This is a genomic window from Arthrobacter sp. BF1 (assembly GCF_056680215.1).
This window is the reverse complement of sequence record NZ_CM155271.1, coordinates 2,465,257-2,485,880: the sequence shown is the minus strand read 5'-3', so window position 1 is coordinate 2,485,880 and position 20,624 is coordinate 2,465,257. Positions and strand designations below refer to the sequence as shown.

Genomic DNA, 20,624 nt, shown 5'->3' with positions numbered 1-20,624 from the left:
GTCAGATCCGGTATTCGATGTCGTATTCAGCGGGGTCCACAGCGGGTTTGGTTTCGCGCTGCGCGTCCCGGTGACGCCACTTGGCGGGGACACCGGTGACGATCGATTCAGGCGGCGCGTCCTTGACCACCACGGCGTTGGCGCCCACGGCGCTGTCCCGGCCGATGGTGATGGGACCCAGGATTTTGGCGCCGGCGCCAATGGTCACCCGGTCTTCAATAGTGGGGTGGCGCTTGACCTTGGCCAGTGACCGTCCACCGAGTGTCACACCGTGGTAGATCATGACGTCCTCGCCGATCTCGGCAGTCTCCCCGATGACCACGCCCATGCCATGGTCGATGAAGAAGCGGCGGCCGATGGTGGCGCCCGGGTGGATCTCGATGCCCGTGAGGAAACGGCCAAGCTGGGACACGAGCCGCGCCGGGAAGCGCAGTCCCGGGATCTGCCACAGACGGTGCGTCAGCCGGTGGATCCAGATGGCATGGAGCCCTGAATAGGCGAAAAAGTTCTCAAAAGAACCTCGAGCCGCCGGGTCGTGGGACCGGGCGGCGTCGAGGTCTTCCTTCAGTCTTGCGAAAAAGCCCACAAAGTTCTTTCTACAGGAAACGGGGCGACAACGGCTGGATCAGCCGCGGATGTCGTCATAGAGCACGGTGGAGATGTAACGCTCGCCGAAGTCGCACACAACTGCGACGATCAGCTTGCCGGCGTTCTCCGGGCGCTTTGCAAGTTCCAGTGCGCCCCAGACGATGGCGCCTGAGGAGATGCCGCCGAGGATGCCTTCCTTGATGCCGAGGTCACGTGCCACCCGCACGGAGTCTTCGAGGGTGGCGTCCAGGACCTCATCGTAGACGTTGGTGTCCAGCAGTTCCGGGATGAAGTTGGCGCCCAGGCCCTGGATCTTGTGCGGGCCCGGGGCGCCGCCGTTGAGGATGGCGGAATCCTTCGGTTCCACGGCCACGATCTGGACCCCGGGCTTGCGCTCCTTCAGGACCTGCCCGACGCCGGTGATGGTGCCGCCGGTGCCAATGCCGGAGACAAAGATGTCTACCTTGCCGTCGGTGTCTGACCAGATTTCCTCAGCCGTGGTTTCGCGGTGGATCTGGGGGTTTGCCTCGTTGGCGAACTGCTGGGCCCAGATGGCGTTCTCGGTGTTGGCCACGATTTCCTGGGCCTTCTCCACGGCGCCGCGCATGCCCTCGGAACCGGGGGTCAGCACAATCTCGGCACCGAACGCACGGAGCATCACGCGACGCTCGGTGGACATGGTTTCGGGCATGGTCAGGATGACCTTGTAGCCGCGGGCTGCGCCCACCATGGCGAGGGCGATGCCCGTGTTGCCTGACGTGCCTTCAACGATGGTGCCGCCGGGCTTGAGGGCGCCTGACTTCTCAGCGGCGTCCACGATTGCCACACCGATGCGGTCCTTGACGCTGTTGGCCGGGTTGTAGAACTCGAGCTTGACCGCCACGGTGGCGTCCAGTCCTTCGCTCAGCCGGTTCAGTCGGACCAGCGGGGTGCCGCCGACCAGCTGCGTTACATCGTCATAGATCCGTGCCATGTACATACGCCTATCTCAAGAAGGATGAATACTGAGGTCAGCCTAACGACGGCCCGCGGCCGCTGCTAAGCATTAAGCCATGCAGAGTAATATTTGCGGGCCTTCGCCAGCTTTGGGTTGATGATCACCTGGCAGTAGCCCTGCTCCGGGTACTTTGCGTAGTAGTCCTGGTGGAAGTCCTCAGCGACATGGAAGCGCGGGAGCCGGCTGACTTCGGTGACGATCTCGTGGGACCACAACGCCTGGTTACGGTCAATGGCTTCCTCGAAGAGGATCTTTTCCTCGGTGGTTTCATAGAACATCGACGAGCGGTATTGCGTACCGACGTCATAGCCCTGGCGGTTGAGCGTGGTGGGATCGTGCAGTGCGAAGAACATGTCCAGGATGATTTCCGGCGGAATGACGGCCTCATCGAAGGTCACTGCCACAACCTCGGCATGGCCTGTGGTTCCGCTGCACACCGAGTAATAGTCAGGCTGCGGATCGTGGCCGCCGGTATACCCCGAAACCACTGATGTGACGCCCTTGGTTTTTTGGTAGACAGCGTCCAGGCACCAGAAGCAGCCTCCGCCCAGAACAAAAGTTTTCATGACCTCTTCAATGGTTGAGAGCCCCGGATGATTCCCTGACCACCCTACGAGACTGTGGCACGTGCAGGCCAAACGGCGTGATGGGGTAAAACTGAGTCTATGGAATCTGCAGACACCGGCGTTACAGATGCGGTTAGCGACGGCACCGGCTCCGGGGACAACACTGAGTCGGAAGCCACGGCTGCCCCCACCTTGGGTGAGGTCCTGCTCGCCGTCGAGGAACTCTGGCCCGAGTCCCTGGCCGAAAACTGGGATGAAGTGGGTCTGGTGGCAGGCCACCCGTCCGCATCCGTGACCCGGGTAATGTTCGCAGTGGACCCCACGCTGGCGGTAATAGACGAGGCCGTCGAATGGGGTGCCGAGTTGCTGATTACGCACCATCCCCTGCTGCTCAAGGGGGTCACGTCAGTTGCTGCCACCACTGCCAAGGGTCAGGCCATCCACCGGCTCATCGAGTCGGGTACTGCGTTGCTGACTGTCCACACCAACGGCGATTCCGCCGTCGGGGGCGTTTCTGACGTCCTGGCCGATGCGCTGGGACTGGAGGATGTTGCGCCGCTGACCGTCGCCGCGAACGGGCTCCCTGAAGAAGGCATTGGCCGCGTGGGTGATCTCGCCGAGGTCATGAGCCTGGGCGATTTCGCCGCGCGCGTTTTCGGCATCCTGCCCTCGGTAGCCGGGGGAGTCCGCGTTGCCGGCGACAAGGACGGCCTGGTACGGCGGATTGCGGTTTGCGGTGGCGCTGGAGACTCGCTGTTCGACGAGGTGCGGGCCAGCAGCGCCGATGTTTACGTCACCGCCGACCTCCGGCACCATCCTGCATCCGAAGCGCGGGAGTCCGCGGCAAACGGCAGGCCGTATCTCATTGACGTGTCACATTTCGCCAGCGAATGGCTCTGGCTGCCGGCGGCCGCCTCGGCACTGGGCAACGTGCTCGCTGACCAGGGCCACGACGTGGAGATCCGCGTCAGCAACACCAACAGCGACCCGTGGGACTTCATTCTGACTCCGGGCGGGCGCTAGAGTCTAGGGAGCGCCGATCGGGTGCCCGGTTCCGGCCGGCAGGATTTAAGCGGAGGTAGCAGTTGGCTAAGGCAGCACCGGCGGAACAGTTGAAGTTGCTCGAACTGCAGGGGCTGGACGCAAAGCTCAAGTCCCTGTCGAACCGCCGCCGCACGCTCAACGGAGATCCGCGGATCACTGATCTCCAAGCTGCGCTCTCTGTCGCCAACGGTGAACTGGGCGGCGCCAAGGTGGCTGTCCATGACGCCGAGGCCGAGCTGAAGCGGGCGGAGGCGGACGTCGAGCAGGTCGCCAACCGGATAGAACGGGACGAGGCCCGGCTCAACAGCGGAACGGGACTGTCGAAGGACCTCGTGGCGCTGCAGAAGGACATCGCGTCGCTGAACAAGCGCCGCTCAGACCTTGAGGACGTGGAGCTCGAAGTGTTGGAACGCCTCGACTCCCTTCGGGCCCGGCAGGCCACCCAGCAGCAGATTGTTGACGACATCCAGGGCTCCTTTAGCGGCATCCGTGCGGAACTCGATGCAGCCCTGGCTGAAGTGGATGCTGAAGAGAATGTTGTTCGCAGCCAGCGGGACGAATTCGCCGCCGGCCTCGACGGCGGGATGCTGGCAGTTTATGAAAAGACCCTCGCCAAGCGCGGCGTGGGCGCAGCCCGGCTTTTCCACGGCACGTCTGAAGCATCAGGGATGAAGCTGAGCCCCGGCGACCTCGCCGAAATCAAAGCCGCCGCCGAGGACGACATTGTGTTCTGTCCTGACTCCGGCGCCATCCTGGTTCGCTCCGCCGAGTGGAACGCGGCCGCCCCCGCCAGCTAGCCCCCAAGTAGGTCGCAGCAGATGTCTTTATGGGCGCTCATAAGGACACCTGCTGTTACTTAGTTGGGCAGGACGATGTTCAGGGCGTGGGGTTTCCGCTCTGAACCGTCCACCAGCTCCGCCTCCCACTTTTCGCGCGTGGCTTTGAGCAGCTGAGCCGGGGTCTGCGGGGCGTTGCCGCGGCGGGACAACAGGTGCCGTGCCAGCTCACCGCGGGTATGTTTCGCGAAGTGGCTCACCACCTTGCGCACGCCGTTCACCTCAGTGAACACGTTCACCGACACAGACTGCGGCGGCGGAGGCGCCCACGCGGCGGCGTAGGTGCTGGAGCGGCAGTCCACCAGCAGGTGCCCGGCAGCCGCCTCAGCGAGGGCCTCGGTAAGCTGCGGCTTCCAGAAAGAGGCGAGGCGGCCGACGTCGGGCAGTGCAGTTCCCATCGACAGCCGATACGCGGGCACCCGGTCAGCGAAGCGGATAGCGCCCCACAGCGCGGAAACCACCAGCACCGATTCATCTGCTTTGCGGCGCTGCGTCGGCGTCAGCGTCTTGTAATCGAGGGCGTCGTACAGAACGCCCGAATAGATTTGGTGGGCAGGCGCCGCCGGTTCGGCGTGGAGCCGGGTGTTGCGTTCGACGTCGCCCTTGAGCGAGGCGCCGACGCCCAGCAGAGCGAGGGCGTCCTCGTGCGCGCTGACTGTTCCCAGGGCTTCGAGGACTTTCGCCCGGTACGTGTTGAGTGCCGGAAAGCTTAGGGCGGGCCAGTCGACGGCGGATCCGCGGACCGCGGGGGTCTTGCCTTCGGAGGGGGGAAGCAGAATCAGCACCGTACGATCCTACCGGCGACGGCGATGCCTCCCTGATCACCCGGTCACAGGTGGCGCGGCCTCTACGCAGCCTTGATGGGAGTCGCGGGCGCCGCCCCGGCGTTGTGGGCCTGGGCCGCCAGGTTTTCGCGTGCAAGGAACGCCGAGAGCTCGCCGATGGTGCTCATCAACGGGGCAGGGAACACCACCGTGGTGTTCTTGTCCACGCCGATTTCCACGAGGGACTGCAGGTTCCGCAGCTGCAGGGCCAGCGGGTGGGCCATCATGGTGTCCGAGGCTTCCCCGAGTGCGGTGGCCGCGATGGATTCGCCTTCAGCGGCGATGATCTTGGCCCGCTTCTCACGCTCGGCCTCGGCCTGCCGCGCCATTGCCCGTTTCATGCCCTCAGGGAGCTGTATATCCTTTAGCTCGACCAGGGTCACCTCCACGCCCCAGGCAAGGGTGAGCGCGTCCAGGATCTCCCGGATGTCGCTGTTGATGCGCTCGGTCTCGGACAGCGTCTGGTCGAGGCTGTGCCTGCCGACCACCTTCCGCAGGGTGGTCTGGGCGATCTGGTTGATCGCCGCTGCGACGTTCTCGATGGCCACTACTGACTTCACGGCGTCCACAACGCGGTAGTAGGCCACCGCAGAGATGTCCACGCTGACGTTGTCCTGGGTGATGATTCCCTGTGACTGGATCGGCATGGTCACGATCCGCAGGCTGACCAGCGGAAGCCTGTCAACCACAGGAATGATGAAGCGCAGGCCCGGCAGCCGGACCCCGGCCACCCGGCCCAGACGGAACAGGACACCCTGCTCGTACTGACGCACAATCCTGACAGACATCCTGGCGAGGATGAACAGCACAAGGAGGACGAGCAGGAGTACAACAACGGCGGTGAGGTCCATACGATCACTTCCCGGTCTCGACGGTTCCGGGCCTTGACCAGGGGCCGGTTCCTACGTCCATTGTCCCACTTGGGCCCCGGAAAGGATCCGGCGACGGCGGTGCCTCCTTCCCCGGTAGACTGGGTTCCGGATGGGTTGACCAGGCGGCCGCGCGTCACGAAAGTGGCTCGAGGAACGTCCGGGCTCCGCAGGGCAGGGTGGTGGGTAACGCCCACTCGGGGTAACCCGCAGGCCAGTGCCACAGAGAACAGACCGCCTGTGTTTTCCGTTTTCGGAAGGCCGCAGGTAAGGGTGAAACGGTGGTGTAAGAGACCACCAGCTTCCCGGGTGACCGGGAAGGCTAGGTAAACCCCACCCGGAGCAAGGCCAGACAGGGCACGTTTGAGGGCAGCCCGCCCGAGTGCCCGGGTAGGCCGCTGGAGGGCGTCGGCAACGGCGTTCGTAGATGGATGGCCGCTACTCCCGCGCTGGCAACGGCACGGGAGCACAGAACCCGGCGTATCGGTCAACCCATCCCACTAAATCCGCAATGCGGAGCATGTGAGTGACTTCACGTCTGCGACGGCTGTCCGGGCCGCGCCCCCAGCCTAGAATAGATAGCGAACGTAGAAGTTCTGCCACCGGGTCTGCGTTCGCAGCCGGTGGTTTTTCTTTACGCTTCTCCACGGCACCCGGGATGAACAGAATCCCGCCGGTGCCAGAGCCCCTGGACAACGTCAGGTGGCCGACAACCGCGTACGAGGACGTAGGCGGCTGAACCGAGGAAGGTAGTTCTGTGAGCCAGACGTCAGATTCTTGTCTTGATACGTGGATGGGCCGGGAGGCTCTCGCTGAGGCCATGATTCCGGTGATTGGCCGGCTGTACCGCGAAAACAACGTGGTGACCAGCATCCACGGCCGCAGCCTGATCAACAAGTCCACCATGAACATCCTCAAAGCGCACCGGTTTGCCCGCCGCATGAGTAACACCGAGCTCCTGCTCGAAGAAACCGCGCCGCTGCTGAACGCGCTGTCGCGGCTCGAGCTCGGCGCAGCGGCCATCGACGTGGCCCGCCTGACCGAGAAGTTCAAGCTTGAAGGCAACGGCGCCTCCCTGGAAGAGTTCCTCCGCGCCGAGTTGGCTGAGGTAGTGGGCAAGCGCGGCGCTGATAACCGGACCAGCACCGACGTCGTCCTGTACGGCTTTGGCCGGATCGGCCGCCTGCTGGCCCGTCTCCTGATCGAAAAGGCAGGCGGCGGACACGGCCTGCGCCTGCGCGCCATCGTTGTCCGCCGCGGATCGGACAAGGACCTCTCCAAGCGCGCCAGCCTGCTCCGCCGCGACTCGGTCCACGGCTCCTTCGAGGGCACCATCCGCGTTGACGAGGAAGCCAATACGATCACCGCCAACGGCGTGCAGGTCCAGGTCATCTACTCGGACAACCCTGCCACGATCGACTACACCGCTTACGGTATCAAGGATGCCCTGGTGGTGGACAACACCGGCCGCTGGCGCGACGCTGAAGGCCTGTCCCAGCACCTGCAGAGCAAGGGCGTGGCCCGTGTGCTCCTCACGGCTCCGGGCAAGGGTGCGCTGAAGAATATCGTGCACGGCATCAACCATGGCAGCATCGAGGATACTGACCAGATCGTCTCGGCAGCATCCTGCACCACCAACGCCATCACCCCGGTCTTGAAGGCCATCAACGACAAGTTCGGCGTGATCCACGGGCACGTGGAAACCGTCCACTCCTTCACCAACGACCAGAACCTGATCGACAACTTCCACAAGGGCGACCGCCGCGGCCGTTCCGCCGCGCTGAACATGGTCATCACCGAAACGGGTGCGGCCACTGCGGTAGCGAAGGCGTTGCCCGAACTTCAGGGCAAGCTTTCGGGCAGCTCCATCCGCGTCCCCACGCCGGACGTCTCGCTGGCCATCCTCAACCTAAGCCTCGAAAACGGCACCACGAAGGATGAGGTGAACGACTACCTGCGCCAGATGTCCCTGCATTCGGACCTGCGCAAGCAGATCGACTACATCGATTCGCCCGAGGTTGTGTCCACGGACTTCGTCGGATCACGCCGCGCCGGCATCGTTGACGGCCTTGCCACGATCTCCAATGACAAGAACGTCATCCTCTACGTCTGGTACGACAACGAATTCGGCTACAGCTGCCAGGTTATCCGGGTCATGGAGGAGATGGCAGGGGTTAACCCGCCGTCCTTCCCCGCGAAGGAAGCTGCTGCCGCGCTGGCCGCAATCGCCGTCTAACTGAGGGCCGCCGCAAGGCAGGATTCCGACTTCCCGGCTGATTCGCTGGAATCAGCCGGGAATCGGTACCAGACTGGTGCCATGGATAACGAGACTCTCCACGAGACCACCCTTGAACATGCCCTTGACGTGGCCAAAGCCAACCACAAGGAGGCCGTCAGGCTTCTTGAGCAGGCCCGTGCTGCCCACGCTGCCGGCGACGCCGGCGAAGACCGCGTTCGGCAGTTGGAAAGCCTCCTCCATTTGGCCGAAGAAGATCTTCGGCGAGTAGCCCGGGAGCAGTAGCTCCGGCCACTCTTCCTCCCCACTGTGGATATCCGTCCGCGTGTCAGTGGGGTGGCCTAGGCTCTTCTGGTGCACGAGATTCCCGGAAGAGTTATTAACCCATGACGGTCAGTTGGGGTGCCTACCGCCGTGCCCGTCGGCGCTCGAGGCAAGCCTGGGCCGTGCTGGTGGTGCTGGCGTTGTCAGTGATCGCTTCCGTGCTGTGGTTCTTCACGGCCGGCCAGTTCGCAGCGGCAGAACCCGCTGTCGCCGGACCGAGCCAGGCGCCCGTGTTCGACGGGACCTGGATGAAGCCGGTGGTGCCCGTATATCCGGTACCGCAGGGGAGTGCCCGGGCTGCCCTGGATGGGCTGGCAGTCAAGGGGCGTGCGCCGAAGGACACCTACCAGCGGGAGGCGTTCGGGCAGGCGTGGCAGGATGTTGACCGGAACGGCTGCGATACCCGAAACGACATCCTCCGCCGGGACCTCACGGCTGTGGGCTTTACGGAGGGGTCCAAGTGCCGGGTTGCTTCGGGCGCCATCGTGGAGCCGTACACCGGGAACGCCGTGGCTTTCCGGCGTGGGCCGGAGAGCAGCAAGGAAATCCAGATAGACCATGTCGTCGCACTCGGTGACGCATGGCAGAAAGGCGCCCAGGGCCTTACCCCGCAGCAGCGCCAAAGCCTTGCCAACGATCCGCTGAACCTGATCGCCGCTGACGGGCCGGCCAATCAGCAAAAGAGCGCGGGCGACGCCGCCACTTGGCTGCCAAAGAATAAGAACATCCGCTGCCACTACGTAGCCCGCCAGATTTCAGTCAAGGCCTCCTACGGGCTGTGGGTCACGCAGCCCGAGAAGGATGCCATGAAGCGCGTCCTGGACTCGTGCCCTGACCAGCCCACCCTCGCGGCAAAATAACCGCAGCAACGGATGGCTTAGTGGCCGAACGGGTCCGGATCCACGCCCGGCATCCAGGTCAGCCCGGGAACGCCCCAACCGCTTTTCTTGGCCAGCTTCATGGCTTTTCTTGAGTAACGGTCCAGCAGCCGGTTGACATACAGCTTGCCGTCCAGGTGGTCGTATTCATGCTGGATCACCCGCGCAAACCAGCCAGTGGCTTCGAAATCGACCGGCTGCCCGTGGCCGTCGAAGCCCTGGACCCGGGCCCACTCCGCGCGCTTGAGCGGGAACTGGCCACCCGGGAAGGAGAGGCAGCCTTCCTCCTCTTCATCGGGGTCGGGCAGCGCACCGGAAACCTTGGACAGCGTCAGGACCGGGTTCACCAGAACCCCGACGGGGGGAGCGTCGTCGTCGTTGGCGAACTTGTAGACGAAGATTCTTTTGCCCACACCAACCTGCGGTGCCGCCAGGCCCACCCCGTTGGCAGCATCGTTGGTTTCGAACATGTCGGCAATCAGGGTGCGCAGTTCGTCGTCGAACACCTCCACCTCGGCGGCGCGGCGGTGGAGCACCGGTTCTCCCCAGATCGTGATCGGCAGAACTGTCATGGCAGGTGACCCTTCGTGCGTGCGGCGTGGCGCCGGCATTTGTGCAAAAAAGAAGGCCGTACCGGATATCCGGTACGGCCTCCAAACTGACGGCTTCTGCTGCCGCCCTATGAGGGTGAGCTACGGGGGTTGAACCCGCGACCTCCTGGACCACAACCAGGCGCTCTGCCAACTGAGCTAAGCCCACCATGTGCCTGCAGCTGAACCGGTGACCCGGTCCTCTGGAAAGGCAACTCAAATAGCTTACCTGCTGTTGGGCGATGGTTGTGCCACTTTTGCCGTTTTCGAGGAAAATTCCCCCGAAACGTGGCGCAGATTACTGTTCGGGGGCGTCCGTAACCCGCTGGGCGATGCCGCGGGCCGTGATGCTGTCCGGGCCGGGGGCCGGCACGAAGACCGCCTCGCGGTAGTAGCGCAGCTCGTCGATGGAATCCTTGATGTCGCCGAGGGCGCGATGACCACCCTTCTTGGCGGGGGCCTGGAAGTATGCCCGGGCGAACCAGCGGCGGGAGAGTTCCTTGATGGTACTGACGTCGATCACCCGGTAGTGCAGGTGTTCAACCACGGCCGGCATGTCCCGCGAGAGGAAAACGCGGTCCGTTCCCACCGAGTTGCCCCCCAGCGGGGCCTTGCGGGGGTCCGGTACCCACTTTTCGATGTATTCCATGACGGCGGCCTCGGCCTCTGCCATGGTCTTGCCGTGCGGCAGTTCCTCGAGCAGCCCGGACCGGGTGTGCATATCCCGCACGAAGTCGTTCATCTGGGCGAGGGCGGCGTCCTCAGGCTTGATCACTACGTCCACTCCATCGCCGAGTATGTTCAGCTCCGAGTCTGTCACCAGCGCCGCCACCTCGATCAGGGCGTCGTTCTTGATGTCCAGGCCGGTCATTTCGCAGTCGATCCAGACGATGCGTTCGTTAGTTATAGGCACCGGACCAGCCTACCGTTTAGCTCAGCCGCAACCGTCCGATGCTAGGATTTCGGGTACAGAGAGGCTGGGATTTCGGCCGCTGTGCTGTGCCTGCGCGGCCCGGGCAGCTACCGCGGCCCACTGGGCCGAAGCGCTGAAAGCAAAGAGATTGGACGATCCTGAGATGACGGCGCCTGTGCCTGCAACGGGAGAGATGGCCGCCACCGTGATCCTTAGGGCCGGTGCGGCCGAAGTGGACAACCCCCGCTCCCCGATCCTGGCCGGGTTTCTCGGCTCGGTCTTTATGGCCATCGGGTCCATAGGGGTCGGTTGGCTGGCGCCGGTCTCCGAACTCCGCCGGGTGCCGATCTTTATCTGGATGCGCACAGAGGCCATCGGGGTGGCCCTGGCAATTGTGCTGGTCGCGATCGGCGGAATGCTCCTGGTGCGCTCCTGGCTACGGCTGGGCCAGCGCGTCCGGGTCTGGGGGCCCCAAGCGCGCAAAGCTACCCTGCAGGCCGTCGCCGCGTGGGGCCTGCCCATGGTGATCAGTGTTCCTCTCTTCAGCCGCGACGTGTACGCCTACATCGGCCAGGGCCGCCTGATGGTGGAGGGTTTCAACCCGTACGAGAACGGCATCTCGGCGCTGTCCAACTACTTCCAGCTCGGTGCCGACCGGCTGTGGACCGAAGCGCCAGTGCCTTATGGGCAACTGTTCCTGTGGATTGAGCAGTTTGTGGTCTGGTCCACCAACGTCCAGCCCGAGGCCAGCGTGATGCTCTTCAGGCTGGTGGCACTGGTGGGCGTGGTGCTCTGCATCATCTACGTGCCGAAGCTGGCGGAGCTTCATGGGGTCAACCCGCACCGGGCCCTCTGGCTCACCGCCGCCAACCCCCTGTTCCTGACCAACTTCATCGCCAGCGTCCATAACGATGCCCTCATGATCGGGCTCGCGCTGGCCGGGCTCTATTACGCTGCCACGCGGCGGGTGGTGCTGGGAATCCTTCTGGTGACCCTGTCCATCGCCGTTAAGCCCATCACGGTGGTGTTCCTGCCGTTTATTGGCCTGATGTGGGCCGGCAAAAACGCCGGCTGGCCCCGGAGGTTCCTTTTCTGGTCCCTCACAGGCGGCCTGAGCCTCGCCATGCTGTACGCCCTGAGCCTGGTCAACGGATTCGGTTTCGGCTGGATCAACGGCCTCTCCGCTCCCGGCAGCATCTTCATCTGGTACGCCCCGGTGGGACTCGTTGGCCTGGTGGTTGCCTCGATTTGCAACGCTTTCGGGCTGGACGGCTGGACCCTGGCAGGCTGGGTGTTCGACGCCGGGAAGTTACTTGCCGTGGGCATCGTCGCCTTCCAGATCTTCAAGGGTGAGCACGAGCGCCTGATCCGGCGCCTCACCCTGGCGTTCGCGGCGGTGGTGGTGCTGGCCCCCATGATCCAGTCCTGGTACGTGGTGTGGCTTATCCCGCTGTTTGCCGTGACGGGCATCCGCAACGACTGGCAGGTCAAGGCCCTCTATTTCATCGTGTCGTTCTTTATGATCTACGCGATTTCGGACCAGCTTGAAGTGTTTCCCTATCTCCAGACCGGGGATCTGGGGTTGGCTCTGGTCTTGGCCCGCTTCGCCGCGGCGATCACCGGCCTGCTGTTTGGCCTGTACTTGATCTTCATGGATCCGCAGACCAGGCGGCTCTTCCGGAAAACAGGGGAGCCTGTTACGGAGCGTCCGGTCATTTAGGGGTTCAGATGCCGTAAGGCTTCTTTCCGCGACAGGGGACTCAGCTGGCCGGCATGTTCGGTCACGAAGTCGCGGACCCATGCGGGATTGGCCTTGGCGAACTCCCGGAGGGCCCAGCCGATGGCTTTCCGGATAAAAAACTCCGGGTCGCCCAAGTTCGCCTCGATCGCTGCGCGCAGCAGGTGGGTATCGGTCGCCGACTTCGCCTTTAACTGGGACGTGATGGCGGCGCGCCTGATCCAAAAGTCCTCATCCGTGCTCCACTCAAGCAGTACGGGCGTCATCATGGCCCGGTGTGCCAACAGCAAACCGCAGATCCTTTGGCTCACGCCGTCCACGAAGTCCCACCAGGCGCCGGTTCGGATGATTTCTTCATACACCGGCAGCATCAGGGCGTCCTTGGCAACCAGCCGTAGCCCGGTGAGGTCGATCGCCGCGTACTGTTCTTCCCGCCACTGCGCTTCCCGCCACAGCACGAGGGTGGTCGCGCGCAGCTGTTCCGGCGACTCGAACGGAAAGGCGGCAGCTGCGGCAACCACACAACGGCGAACCTCCGGAACTCTGACACCGAGGGAAAGGATGGATGACTTCATATAGGCCTGCGCTCCGGCAGCACGCACCGGGTCAGCCCGCTCCATCAGCATCGTGCGGATTGCTGCCACGAGTTCGCGGTTCACCATTTGGCAACTCTAGCCACGCGGGCACCATCCTGTAGTCCCGCCCGCGGGACTACAGGCGTGACACGGCTGGACGGTCACGGCAGGCGAGGGGTGCCGCGTACTGGCGAACCGCCGTCGAACCTCTTGCGGAGGCGGGTGATCCTCCCTAGTTTTATGGGAGAAGGTTTGACATAGACGGTGTTCGCTGCGGGAGAAGCCGGGAATGGCCGAATGGGATGTCGGGAACAGCGCCGGTTCTGCGGGCCCGGGGGCACTCACCTTGGTCCAAGGAACGTCATTCTGCATATCGGCCCCCAACGGGGACATGTCCGCGCGCCTTCCGCACGGCTTGTTCTTCCAGGACACGCGGTTCATCAGTGAATGGACGCTGAAGGTTCAGGGGCTGCCGGTTGAGGCGCTCTCGGCCACCACCCCGGAGCCGTTTCATGGCGTCTTCGTTGGCAGACCCCAGAGGGACGATCACGCCGACACGTCACTGCTCATTGACCGGGAGCGCAAGCTCGGGGAAGGTCTCACCGAGACCGTCACGGTGCATAACTACTCGCAACGGCCGCTGCGATGCCGGGTGGAGCTCTTCCCCGACGCGGACTTTGCCAGCTTGTTTGAAGTCAAGGAAGGCCGGCAGGCCCCACGCGGGCGTTCGTCCCGCCGGTTGACCCCGGGAGGCTTGACGCTCGAGTCAGAGCGGGACGGCCACACAAAGCGTATCCGAGTCGCCTTTGCCGGATCGCGGCTTGAGGAGGAGCGGCTGGTCCTGGACACAACCATCGCCGCCCACGGGCAATGGTCGGGCACCATCTCGGCAACACCGCTGTTGGCGGGTGCAGCCGGCCACGCCAGTGCCGGAGCAGGAGGCCTACCGGGTGCAGAGGCCTTGCGCCGTGTCATGGAGTGGCGCGAGTCCATGCCCACGGCAAATCTGCGCAACGAGGCAGTGGAGAGGGTCATCAGACGCAGCCAGGAGGATCTGGGGTCCTTGCGAATCTTCAACCCCGATCACCCTGGCCGCGCCGTGGTTGCAGCGGGCGCCCCTTGGTTCATGGCTCTATTTGGCCGGGACAGTCTGCTCGCCTCATTCATGTCCTTGCTCCTGGACCCTTCTTTGGCGAAAGGGACCCTTCTGACCTTGGCGGATCATCAGGGAACCAAAGTGGACGCTGCTTCGGAGGAGGAGCCCGGCAGGATACTTCACGAAGTCCGCCTCGGAGCCACCGCCGGTCTCGCGCTGGGCGGCAGCGGGGTCTACTACGGCACCGCCGATGCGACCCCGCTATTCGTCGTTGTCCTGGCCGAGCTCGCCAGGTGGGGACTTGATGATGCGGCGATGCGTCGGCTTCTTCCTGCAGCGGATAGGGCGCTTCGTTGGATGGAGGATTACGGCGACCTGGACGGCGACGGCTTTATTGAATACCAGCGGAAGACGGAAAAAGGCCTGCGCAACCAGGGCTGGAAGGACTCGGGAGACGGAATCAATTTCGCCGACGGCACCCTCGCGGAACCACCCATCGCCCTGTGCGAAGTCCAAGGCTACGCCTACGCCGCATATATCGGCCGTGCTCTGCTTGCCACGGCCGCCGGCGACGCGAAGACAGCCGATGCCTGCGTGGCCAAGGCGTCCAGACTGAAGCGGGCCTTCAACGAACAGTTCTGGCTGCCGGAGCGCGGCTACTTCGCGATTGCGTTGGACAAGGACAAAAAACCCGTCGACGCGCTCGCCTCCAACATGGGCCATTGCCTTTGGACCGGGATCATTGACAACGACAAGGCCGCGCAGGTGGCCGAACACTTGGTGTCCCCTGAAATGTTTACCGGTTGGGGGATCAGGACGCTGGCATCAAGCATGGGCGCCTATAACCCTGCCAGCTACCACAACGGATCCGTCTGGCCCCACGACAATGCCATCGCCGCCGCCGGGCTGATGCGGCACGGGTTCGTTGACGAGGCTCACAAAGTGGCCTACTCGCTGCTGGAGGCCGCAGATCGTTTCAATGGCCGGCTACCGGAACTTTTTTGTGGGCTGGACCGGTCAAGATACCCCGAACCAGTTCCGTACCCCGCCTCATGTTCCCCGCAGGCCTGGGCGTCGGCAGCGCCCGTTCAGCTCGTCAGGACGCTGCTGCGCTTCGATCCAGGGCTTCCTTGGGACGAGGTATGGCTGGCCCCTACGCTGCCCCCGCAGGACACGCGCTTCCATTTCGATAATGTGCCGTTCTCAGGGGACGGACGGCTGTCGATTCACATAGACGGTGATTCTGTCAGCGTCAGGGGACTGCCCGAAAATATCCGGCTGCGCCGTGAACCACGCCCGCCACTCAGTGAACTGTTTAACTTGGGTGGGCAGTGATTAGCGAGGAGAAGTTCTGTTCGGAAACTGCGGCCCTCGCTAGACTTAACTTGCGCCGCAGAAAACGCAGAGCTCCTTTTGGGAAAGGCACGGTCATGACCCACAATAGCGGCTTCGAAGACACCCCCAATGAGGCAGGCCCGGAAGAACAGGCAGTACAACCAGATCTCCGCGGCCGGTACGTCGAAGGAAATTTCGGCAAGGCCGGAGCGCAGAGCGGCCGCCATACGGACGATGAGGAAGGCCAGTACGGCGAAGGGAACTACGGTGCTGCCGGCACCGAAGGCGGGCTGCCCGAACCACTTGGCGACAAGGCCGGCGAGTCGGGACGCTACGTCAAGGGCGACTACGGAGACGCCGGATCGCTGCCGGGCCGCACCGCTGACTCCGAAATTGGGCGGTATTCAGAGGGCAGCTACGGATCGAGCGGTTCCGTGGACCCCGCCCGGAAACCTAGTACCGGGTCGGGGAAAAACAAACAGGAGTAGTCCGGCGCCTGCACTCCTGGTTCCGCAGGCCCGGTCTGGGAATGATGACAGCAGGCGCCCCGGCGCCTAGCCTTAGGAATCCGTTGACAACATCCTTGAGATTCCTTCGGAGGGAAGCACGCTTTCAGTGCTGCGCCGCAGCGTGACATGGCCGGCGATGGTCGACGCCGCGGCTTCCTCACCGATCAGCCCTGCAGCCCTGCGTGTGGCCTGGCGGCCAATTTCCTCAAGCGGCAGGTGCACGGTTGAGAGGGCGGGCCGGAAGTCCCGGAGGGTCTCAATGTCGTCAAATCCGGCGATGATGGCATCCCGGGGTATGCGCAGGCCCTCGGAGCGCAGCGCCGCGGCCGCCCCGATGGCCATGACATCGTTCACGGCAAAGATGCAGATCCGCTTCGTATCCCCGGAGGTGTTCCCTGCCTCCCGGGAAGCCTTGATCCGGGCTGCCAGGGCAGCGCCGGCCTCGAATCCGCCGGAGCGGTTGAACTCGGTGCGGATGATCTCGGCCGGCGGCAAGCCGGCATCCGCCAGACCGCGCTGGAAACCTCGGATCCGGTCGTCGGAGGTGAACAGGCCTGCCGGCCCGCCGATGATGACGAAGTAATCGTCCCGTGAAACGGCCAGCTCGGCGGCGAGTTTGGCGGCCAGTTCCTCATTCGGCACGGTCACCACGTGGTAACCCTCGGTAGAGGAAGCGCCGACGACGGCGTGGCCCACAACGGCCACCTGACCGCCGTTGCGGCAGTAGCGGTCAAGCTCCGCCGCCAGCTCGGTGTTCCCGTCGCCGTCCTCGGGACGGGCCGAGCGGGATCCGGCGATCACGATCGAATCTGCCCGCCGGGCTGCAAAGGCGGCCACCGCTTCCCTCTCGTCCGCCGGGGCCCCGGCAGTCGTTGCAAGCAGAACCATCCTGCCCTGTTCCCGGGCGGCTTCCTGGACACCACGTGCAATGGCCGCAAAGTACGGGTCGGCAATGTCGTGCACTATCAGCCCGATCAGGCCGGAGCTCGATTTGGCAAGCCCCTGGGCCTGGGCATTGGGGATGTAACCCAAGGACTCGGCCGCTGCACGCACGCGCTCAGCGATGTCCTGCCCCGGTGTCCTGGCGGAACCGTTAAGGACTCGTGACGCGGTGGCCGGCGAGACGCCGGCCAGGCGGGCGACCTCTGAAAGGGTACTTGCAACCACGTCGTCTCCTGTTGGGCAAATTTCAGTGCAAATGGGGCTCGGTTCAGTATTGCAGTTCCAGGATATTTGGGAAAGCGCTTGCCAAGGGCGAACCAGCTAGGGCATCATGACATCAGTGGGAATGCGCTTTCCCGACCTGCTCGACTATCACACCGCTCACTCACCGTGGAGGACACATGAGCTTCGAAACAAAGACGATCCGCATAGCCATGAACGGCATTACCGGCCGGATGGGGTACCGCCAGCACCTGCTGCGCTCCATTCTTCCCATCCGCGATGCCGGCGGATTCACGCTGGAGGACGGGACAAAAGTCCAGGTGGAGCCCATCCTGGTGGGCCGGAACGAAGCCAAAATCCGCGAGCTGGCAGAACTTCACAAGGTGGCGGAATGGACCACGGACCTGGACTCCGTCATCAACGACCCCTCAGTGGACATCATTTTTGATGCCTCCATGACCAGCCTCCGCTCCGCGACCCTTAAGAAAGCCATGCTGGCCGGGAAGCACATCTTCACCGAGAAGCCCACCGCCGAAACGCTGGAGGAGGCAATCGAACTGGCCCGGATCGGCAAGGAGGCCGGCGTCACGGCCGGCGTCGTGCACGACAAGCTCTACCTGCCCGGTTTGGTCAAGCTGCGCCGCCTCGTTGACGAGGGCTTCTTCGGCCGCATCCTGTCCATCCGTGGCGAATTCGGTTACTGGGTCTTCGAAGGAGACGTCCAGGCTGCACAACGCCCGTCCTGGAACTACCGCAAGGAAGACGGCGGCGGCATGACCACGGACATGTTCTGCCACTGGAACTACGTCCTGGAAGGCATCATCGGCAAGGTCAAGAGCGTCAGTGCCAAGACCGCCACCCACATCCCGGCGCGCTGGGACGAGGCCGGCAAGGAGTACAAGGCCACTGCCGACGACGCTTCCTACGGCATCTTCGAACTCGAAACCCCGGCCGGCGAGCCGGTCATCGGCCAGATCAACTCCTCCTGGGCTGTCCGCGTCTACCGCGACGAACTGGTGGAATTCCAGATCGACGGCACCCACGGCTCAGCTGTTGCCGGCCTGAACAAGTGCGTGGCCCAGCAGCGGGCGCATACCCCCAAACCGGTCTGGAACCCTGACCTGCCCGTCACCGAATCCTTCCGCGACCAGTGGCAGGAAGTCCCCGCCAACGCAGAGCTGGACAACGGCTTCAAGCTGCAGTGGGAAGAATTCCTGCGCGACGTTGTTGCCGGCCGCGAACACCGCTTTGGCCTGCTGTCCGCAGCCCGCGGCGTGCAGCTGGCCGGACTTGGCCTGCAGTCCAGTGACGAACGCCGCACCATTGACATCCCGGAGATCGCGCTCTGATGACTTCCCTGATCCTCCCCTCCCACGACGGCGGCACCCGCGAGTACCGCCTCCAGGGCGGCACTTCCTGGGCCCGCCCCACCGCCCCGCTCACCTCCCGCCGTGCCTACGCGGCCGCCCATGTGATCCCCGAAGTCCTGGCGGACAATACTCCCGGAGCACCCGCCTCCCTCGACTGGGAAGCCACGATGGCGTACCGCCACGAACTGTGGTCCTACGGACTGGGCGTCGCGGATGCCATGGATACCGCCCAGCGGGGCATGGGACTGGACTGGGCAGCCACCCAGCAGCTCATCAAACGCACCGGCGTCGAGGCCGCCTCGGTGGTCGCCTCGGGTAGCGCCGCCACTGCCGGCAAGACCGTTCGCGACCTGGTTGCCTGCGGGGCCGGAACGGACCAGCTGGAGCTGGAGCAGCTGCCCGACGGAGCCGCAGGCATCGAGGCGGTCATCAACGCCTACCGCGAGCAGATCGCCGTCGTGAGTGAAGCGGGACCCAAGGTCATTCTGATGGCCTCCCGCGCGCTTGCCCGCGTGGCCAACGGTCCGGACGACTACCTGCACGTCTATTCGACGCTGCTGCAGGAAGCGGACCAGCCCGTCATCCTGCACTGGCTCGGGACCATGTTCGATCCCGCCCTTGCCGGTTACTGGGGTTCGGATGACGTCGCCACGGCCACCGAAACGTTCCTGTCCCTGATCCGTGAACACTCGGACAAAGTGGATGGTGTGAAGGTTTCGCTGCTGGACGCTTCGCACGAAGTGGCCCTGCGGGCTGCGCTGCCGGCAGGCGTCCGACTCTACACGGGCGATGACTTCAACTATCCCGAACTGATCGACGGCGACGGTACGCACCACTCGGACGCCCTGCTGGGCATCTTCGCCGCAATCTACCCGGCCGCTTCGGTGGCCCTGCAGAATTACGACGCCGGGGACCCCGCCAAGGCCCGGGCCATCCTTGATTCCACCCGGGAACTGGGCAAGCACATCTTCAGTGCCCCCACCTTCTACTACAAGACCGGGATCGCCTTTATGTCCTGGCTCAACGGCAAACAGCCCGGCTTCCAGATGGTGGGCGGCCTGCATTCAGGCCGTTCCGTGTGCCATCTGTCCAAGACGTTCGAACTCGCTGACCAGGCGGGACTCCTGAAGGACCCTGCCTTGGCTGCGTTCCGGATGTCCGATTACCTGCGAATCAATGGAGTGGGAGTATGACATTCAATTCAGGACCGTCCCCTTTTTCGCGACTGTCCCTCAACAGCGCCACCACCAAAAAGTGGACCCTTGCCGAAGTAGTTGACGGGTGCGTCCGCGCCGGCGTGCCCGCCATCGGCCCGTGGCGGGACCGCATTGAGGAAGTCGGGCTGGACAAGGCCGCGAAGCTGATTCGGGACGCGGGCCTCCGGGTATCGTCGCTCTGCCGCGGAGGTTTCCTCACGGCAGCAGACACCGAGGGGCAAGCCGCTGCGCTGGCAGACAACCGCGCAGCCATCCTTGAAGCGGCTGCGCTGGAGACCAGGGAACTCTTCCTGGTGGTCGGCGGACTCGCGCCGGGGGAAAAGGACGTGGTGGCGGCCCGCCGACGGGTCGCCGACAGGCTCGCGGATCTGGTTCCGTTCGCCGCCGAGAACGGGATCCGGCTGGTGCTGGAGCCGCTGCACCCGATGTACGCAGCCGACCGTGCCCTCATTTCCACTCTGGGGCAGTCGCTGGACCTCGCTGCGCCGTTCGACGCGGAGACGGTTGGCGTCGCCGTCGATACTTTCCACGTCTGGTGGGACCCGGACTTGAAAGCACAGATTGAACGCGCCGGCCGTGAGGGGCGCCTCGCGTCCTACCAGGTCTGCGACTTCAACATGCCCATCGCCGCTGATCCGCTGCTGTCCCGCGGCTACATGGGCGACGGCGTCATTGACTTCGCCACTATCACCACCTGGGTCCGGGACGCCGGGTACACGGGCGACATCGAGGTTGAAATCTTCAACCAGGAGATCTGGGATACCGACGGCGACACCGTCATTGAGACGGTCAAGGCGCGTTTCGCCGAACTCGTACTGCCGTACGCCTGACTGGATTCTGTGGGCGGGCACCGCGGTCCCGGTGTTTTCCCAAGCTTGTTGGCGGATCCGAGCCTTCAGGGCCAGGATCTCAGAACAGGCCCCCGGATTTTCCGAGCACGGTGGCCGGCGCGAGG

The 20,624-nt window shown here is 64.1% G+C and carries 20 protein-coding genes, 1 tRNA gene and 1 other RNA gene; 12 read left to right on the top strand and 10 right to left on the bottom strand.

The features are described from left to right. Position 1: 1 nt before the first annotated feature. The 3 genes from epsC to msrA form a co-directional block, all read right to left on the bottom strand. Positions 2-586 carry a serine O-acetyltransferase EpsC gene (gene epsC / locus AC1MCD_RS11680; protein WP_498672105.1) on the bottom strand — a complete coding sequence of 195 codons (585 nt, stop codon included), beginning with the start codon at positions 584-586 and terminating at the stop codon, positions 2-4. Between the two features lie 39 nt (positions 587-625). Then, a complete protein-coding gene (gene cysK / locus AC1MCD_RS11675) occupies positions 626-1,561 on the bottom strand; it encodes a cysteine synthase A (protein ID WP_190988122.1) in 936 nt (311 codons plus the stop codon). A 65-nt stretch (positions 1,562-1,626) separates the two neighbouring features. Next, entirely contained in the window at positions 1,627-2,151 is a 525-nt protein-coding gene (msrA, locus tag AC1MCD_RS11670; protein WP_498672103.1) for a peptide-methionine (S)-S-oxide reductase MsrA, read from the bottom strand. 99 nt (positions 2,152-2,250) lie between these two features. Here msrA and AC1MCD_RS11665 point away from each other — a divergent pair, with 99 nt between their 5' ends. Next, on the top strand, positions 2,251-3,174 hold the full coding sequence (locus tag AC1MCD_RS11665) for a Nif3-like dinuclear metal center hexameric protein (RefSeq protein WP_498672101.1): 924 nt from the start codon (positions 2,251-2,253) through the stop codon (positions 3,172-3,174). A 62-nt stretch (positions 3,175-3,236) separates the two neighbouring features. Continuing rightward, positions 3,237-3,992: a zinc ribbon domain-containing protein gene (locus tag AC1MCD_RS11660; RefSeq protein ID WP_498672098.1), complete on the top strand. Its 756-nt coding sequence runs from the start codon at positions 3,237-3,239 to the stop codon at positions 3,990-3,992. Between the two features lie 59 nt (positions 3,993-4,051). Here the strand turns inward: AC1MCD_RS11660 and AC1MCD_RS11655 are convergent, their stop codons facing one another. Together AC1MCD_RS11655 and AC1MCD_RS11650 are read right to left on the bottom strand one after the other, a co-directional pair. Then, entirely contained in the window at positions 4,052-4,816 is a 765-nt protein-coding gene (locus AC1MCD_RS11655) for a YaaA family protein (protein WP_498672095.1), read from the bottom strand. 62 nt (positions 4,817-4,878) lie between these two features. Further along, positions 4,879-5,706: a slipin family protein gene (locus AC1MCD_RS11650; protein ID WP_498672094.1), complete on the bottom strand. Its 828-nt coding sequence runs from the start codon at positions 5,704-5,706 to the stop codon at positions 4,879-4,881. Between the two features lie 131 nt (positions 5,707-5,837). On the opposite strand from AC1MCD_RS11650, the gene rnpB reads away from it, so the two are divergent. From rnpB to AC1MCD_RS11630, 4 genes are all read left to right on the top strand, one after another. Next, an RNA gene (gene rnpB, locus AC1MCD_RS11645) (RNase P RNA component class A) lies at positions 5,838-6,223 on the top strand. Positions 6,224-6,517: 294 nt separating this feature from the next. Continuing rightward, positions 6,518-7,960: a glyceraldehyde-3-phosphate dehydrogenase gene (locus AC1MCD_RS11640; protein WP_498672092.1), complete on the top strand. Its 1,443-nt coding sequence runs from the start codon at positions 6,518-6,520 to the stop codon at positions 7,958-7,960. Positions 7,961-8,041: 81 nt separating this feature from the next. Beyond that, entirely contained in the window at positions 8,042-8,245 is a 204-nt protein-coding gene (locus AC1MCD_RS11635) for a hypothetical protein (protein WP_498672089.1), read from the top strand. Positions 8,246-8,346: 101 nt separating this feature from the next. Beyond that, positions 8,347-9,144, top strand: coding sequence for an HNH endonuclease family protein (locus AC1MCD_RS11630; RefSeq protein WP_498672087.1), 798 nt, complete (start codon positions 8,347-8,349; stop codon positions 9,142-9,144). Between the two features lie 17 nt (positions 9,145-9,161). Here AC1MCD_RS11630 and def read toward each other — a convergent pair whose 3' ends face one another. The 3 genes from def to orn form a co-directional block, all read right to left on the bottom strand. Continuing rightward, positions 9,162-9,734 carry a peptide deformylase gene (gene def, locus AC1MCD_RS11625; RefSeq protein ID WP_498672085.1) on the bottom strand — a complete coding sequence of 191 codons (573 nt, stop codon included), beginning with the start codon at positions 9,732-9,734 and terminating at the stop codon, positions 9,162-9,164. A gap of 114 nt (positions 9,735-9,848) precedes the next feature. Then, positions 9,849-9,921: transfer RNA gene (locus AC1MCD_RS11620), tRNA-His, on the bottom strand. A gap of 129 nt (positions 9,922-10,050) precedes the next feature. Continuing rightward, positions 10,051-10,623, bottom strand: a complete 573-nt coding sequence (orn, locus tag AC1MCD_RS11615) for an oligoribonuclease (protein WP_498678304.1) — start codon at positions 10,621-10,623, stop codon at positions 10,051-10,053. Positions 10,624-10,828: 205 nt separating this feature from the next. Here orn and mptB point away from each other — a divergent pair, with 205 nt between their 5' ends. Continuing rightward, positions 10,829-12,385: a polyprenol phosphomannose-dependent alpha 1,6 mannosyltransferase MptB gene (mptB, locus tag AC1MCD_RS11610; protein WP_498672083.1), complete on the top strand. Its 1,557-nt coding sequence runs from the start codon at positions 10,829-10,831 to the stop codon at positions 12,383-12,385. Here mptB and AC1MCD_RS11605 read toward each other — a convergent pair. Then, positions 12,382-13,065 carry a DNA alkylation repair protein gene (locus AC1MCD_RS11605; protein WP_498672082.1) on the bottom strand — a complete coding sequence of 228 codons (684 nt, stop codon included), beginning with the start codon at positions 13,063-13,065 and terminating at the stop codon, positions 12,382-12,384. The genes mptB and AC1MCD_RS11605 overlap by 4 nt on opposite strands. A gap of 202 nt (positions 13,066-13,267) precedes the next feature. Here AC1MCD_RS11605 and AC1MCD_RS11600 point away from each other — a divergent pair, with 202 nt between their 5' ends. Together AC1MCD_RS11600 and AC1MCD_RS11595 are read left to right on the top strand one after the other, a co-directional pair. After that, a complete protein-coding gene (locus AC1MCD_RS11600) occupies positions 13,268-15,409 on the top strand; it encodes an amylo-alpha-1,6-glucosidase (RefSeq protein WP_498672080.1) in 2,142 nt (713 codons plus the stop codon). 95 nt (positions 15,410-15,504) lie between these two features. After that, a complete protein-coding gene (locus AC1MCD_RS11595; RefSeq protein WP_498672079.1) occupies positions 15,505-15,897 on the top strand; it encodes a hypothetical protein in 393 nt (130 codons plus the stop codon). 72 nt (positions 15,898-15,969) lie between these two features. Here the strand turns inward: AC1MCD_RS11595 and AC1MCD_RS11590 are convergent, their stop codons facing one another. After that, a complete protein-coding gene (locus tag AC1MCD_RS11590; protein ID WP_498672077.1) occupies positions 15,970-17,085 on the bottom strand; it encodes a LacI family DNA-binding transcriptional regulator in 1,116 nt (371 codons plus the stop codon). 176 nt (positions 17,086-17,261) lie between these two features. Here AC1MCD_RS11590 and AC1MCD_RS11585 point away from each other — a divergent pair, with 176 nt between their 5' ends. From AC1MCD_RS11585 to AC1MCD_RS11575, 3 genes are read left to right on the top strand one after another with little or no spacing between them, the layout of a single operon-like run. Beyond that, positions 17,262-18,431 (top strand): Gfo/Idh/MocA family protein, encoded by a 1,170-nt coding sequence (locus tag AC1MCD_RS11585; RefSeq protein WP_498672075.1) that lies wholly within the window; start codon positions 17,262-17,264, stop codon positions 18,429-18,431. Next, entirely contained in the window at positions 18,431-19,645 is a 1,215-nt protein-coding gene (locus tag AC1MCD_RS11580; protein ID WP_498672073.1) for a dihydrodipicolinate synthase family protein, read from the top strand. Before AC1MCD_RS11585 ends, AC1MCD_RS11580 begins: the two co-directional genes overlap by 1 nt. Then, complete coding sequence (locus tag AC1MCD_RS11575; protein WP_498672071.1) at positions 19,642-20,499, top strand: sugar phosphate isomerase/epimerase family protein; 858 nt, start codon at positions 19,642-19,644, stop codon at positions 20,497-20,499. Before AC1MCD_RS11580 ends, AC1MCD_RS11575 begins: the two co-directional genes overlap by 4 nt. Positions 20,500-20,624 lie beyond the last annotated feature (125 nt).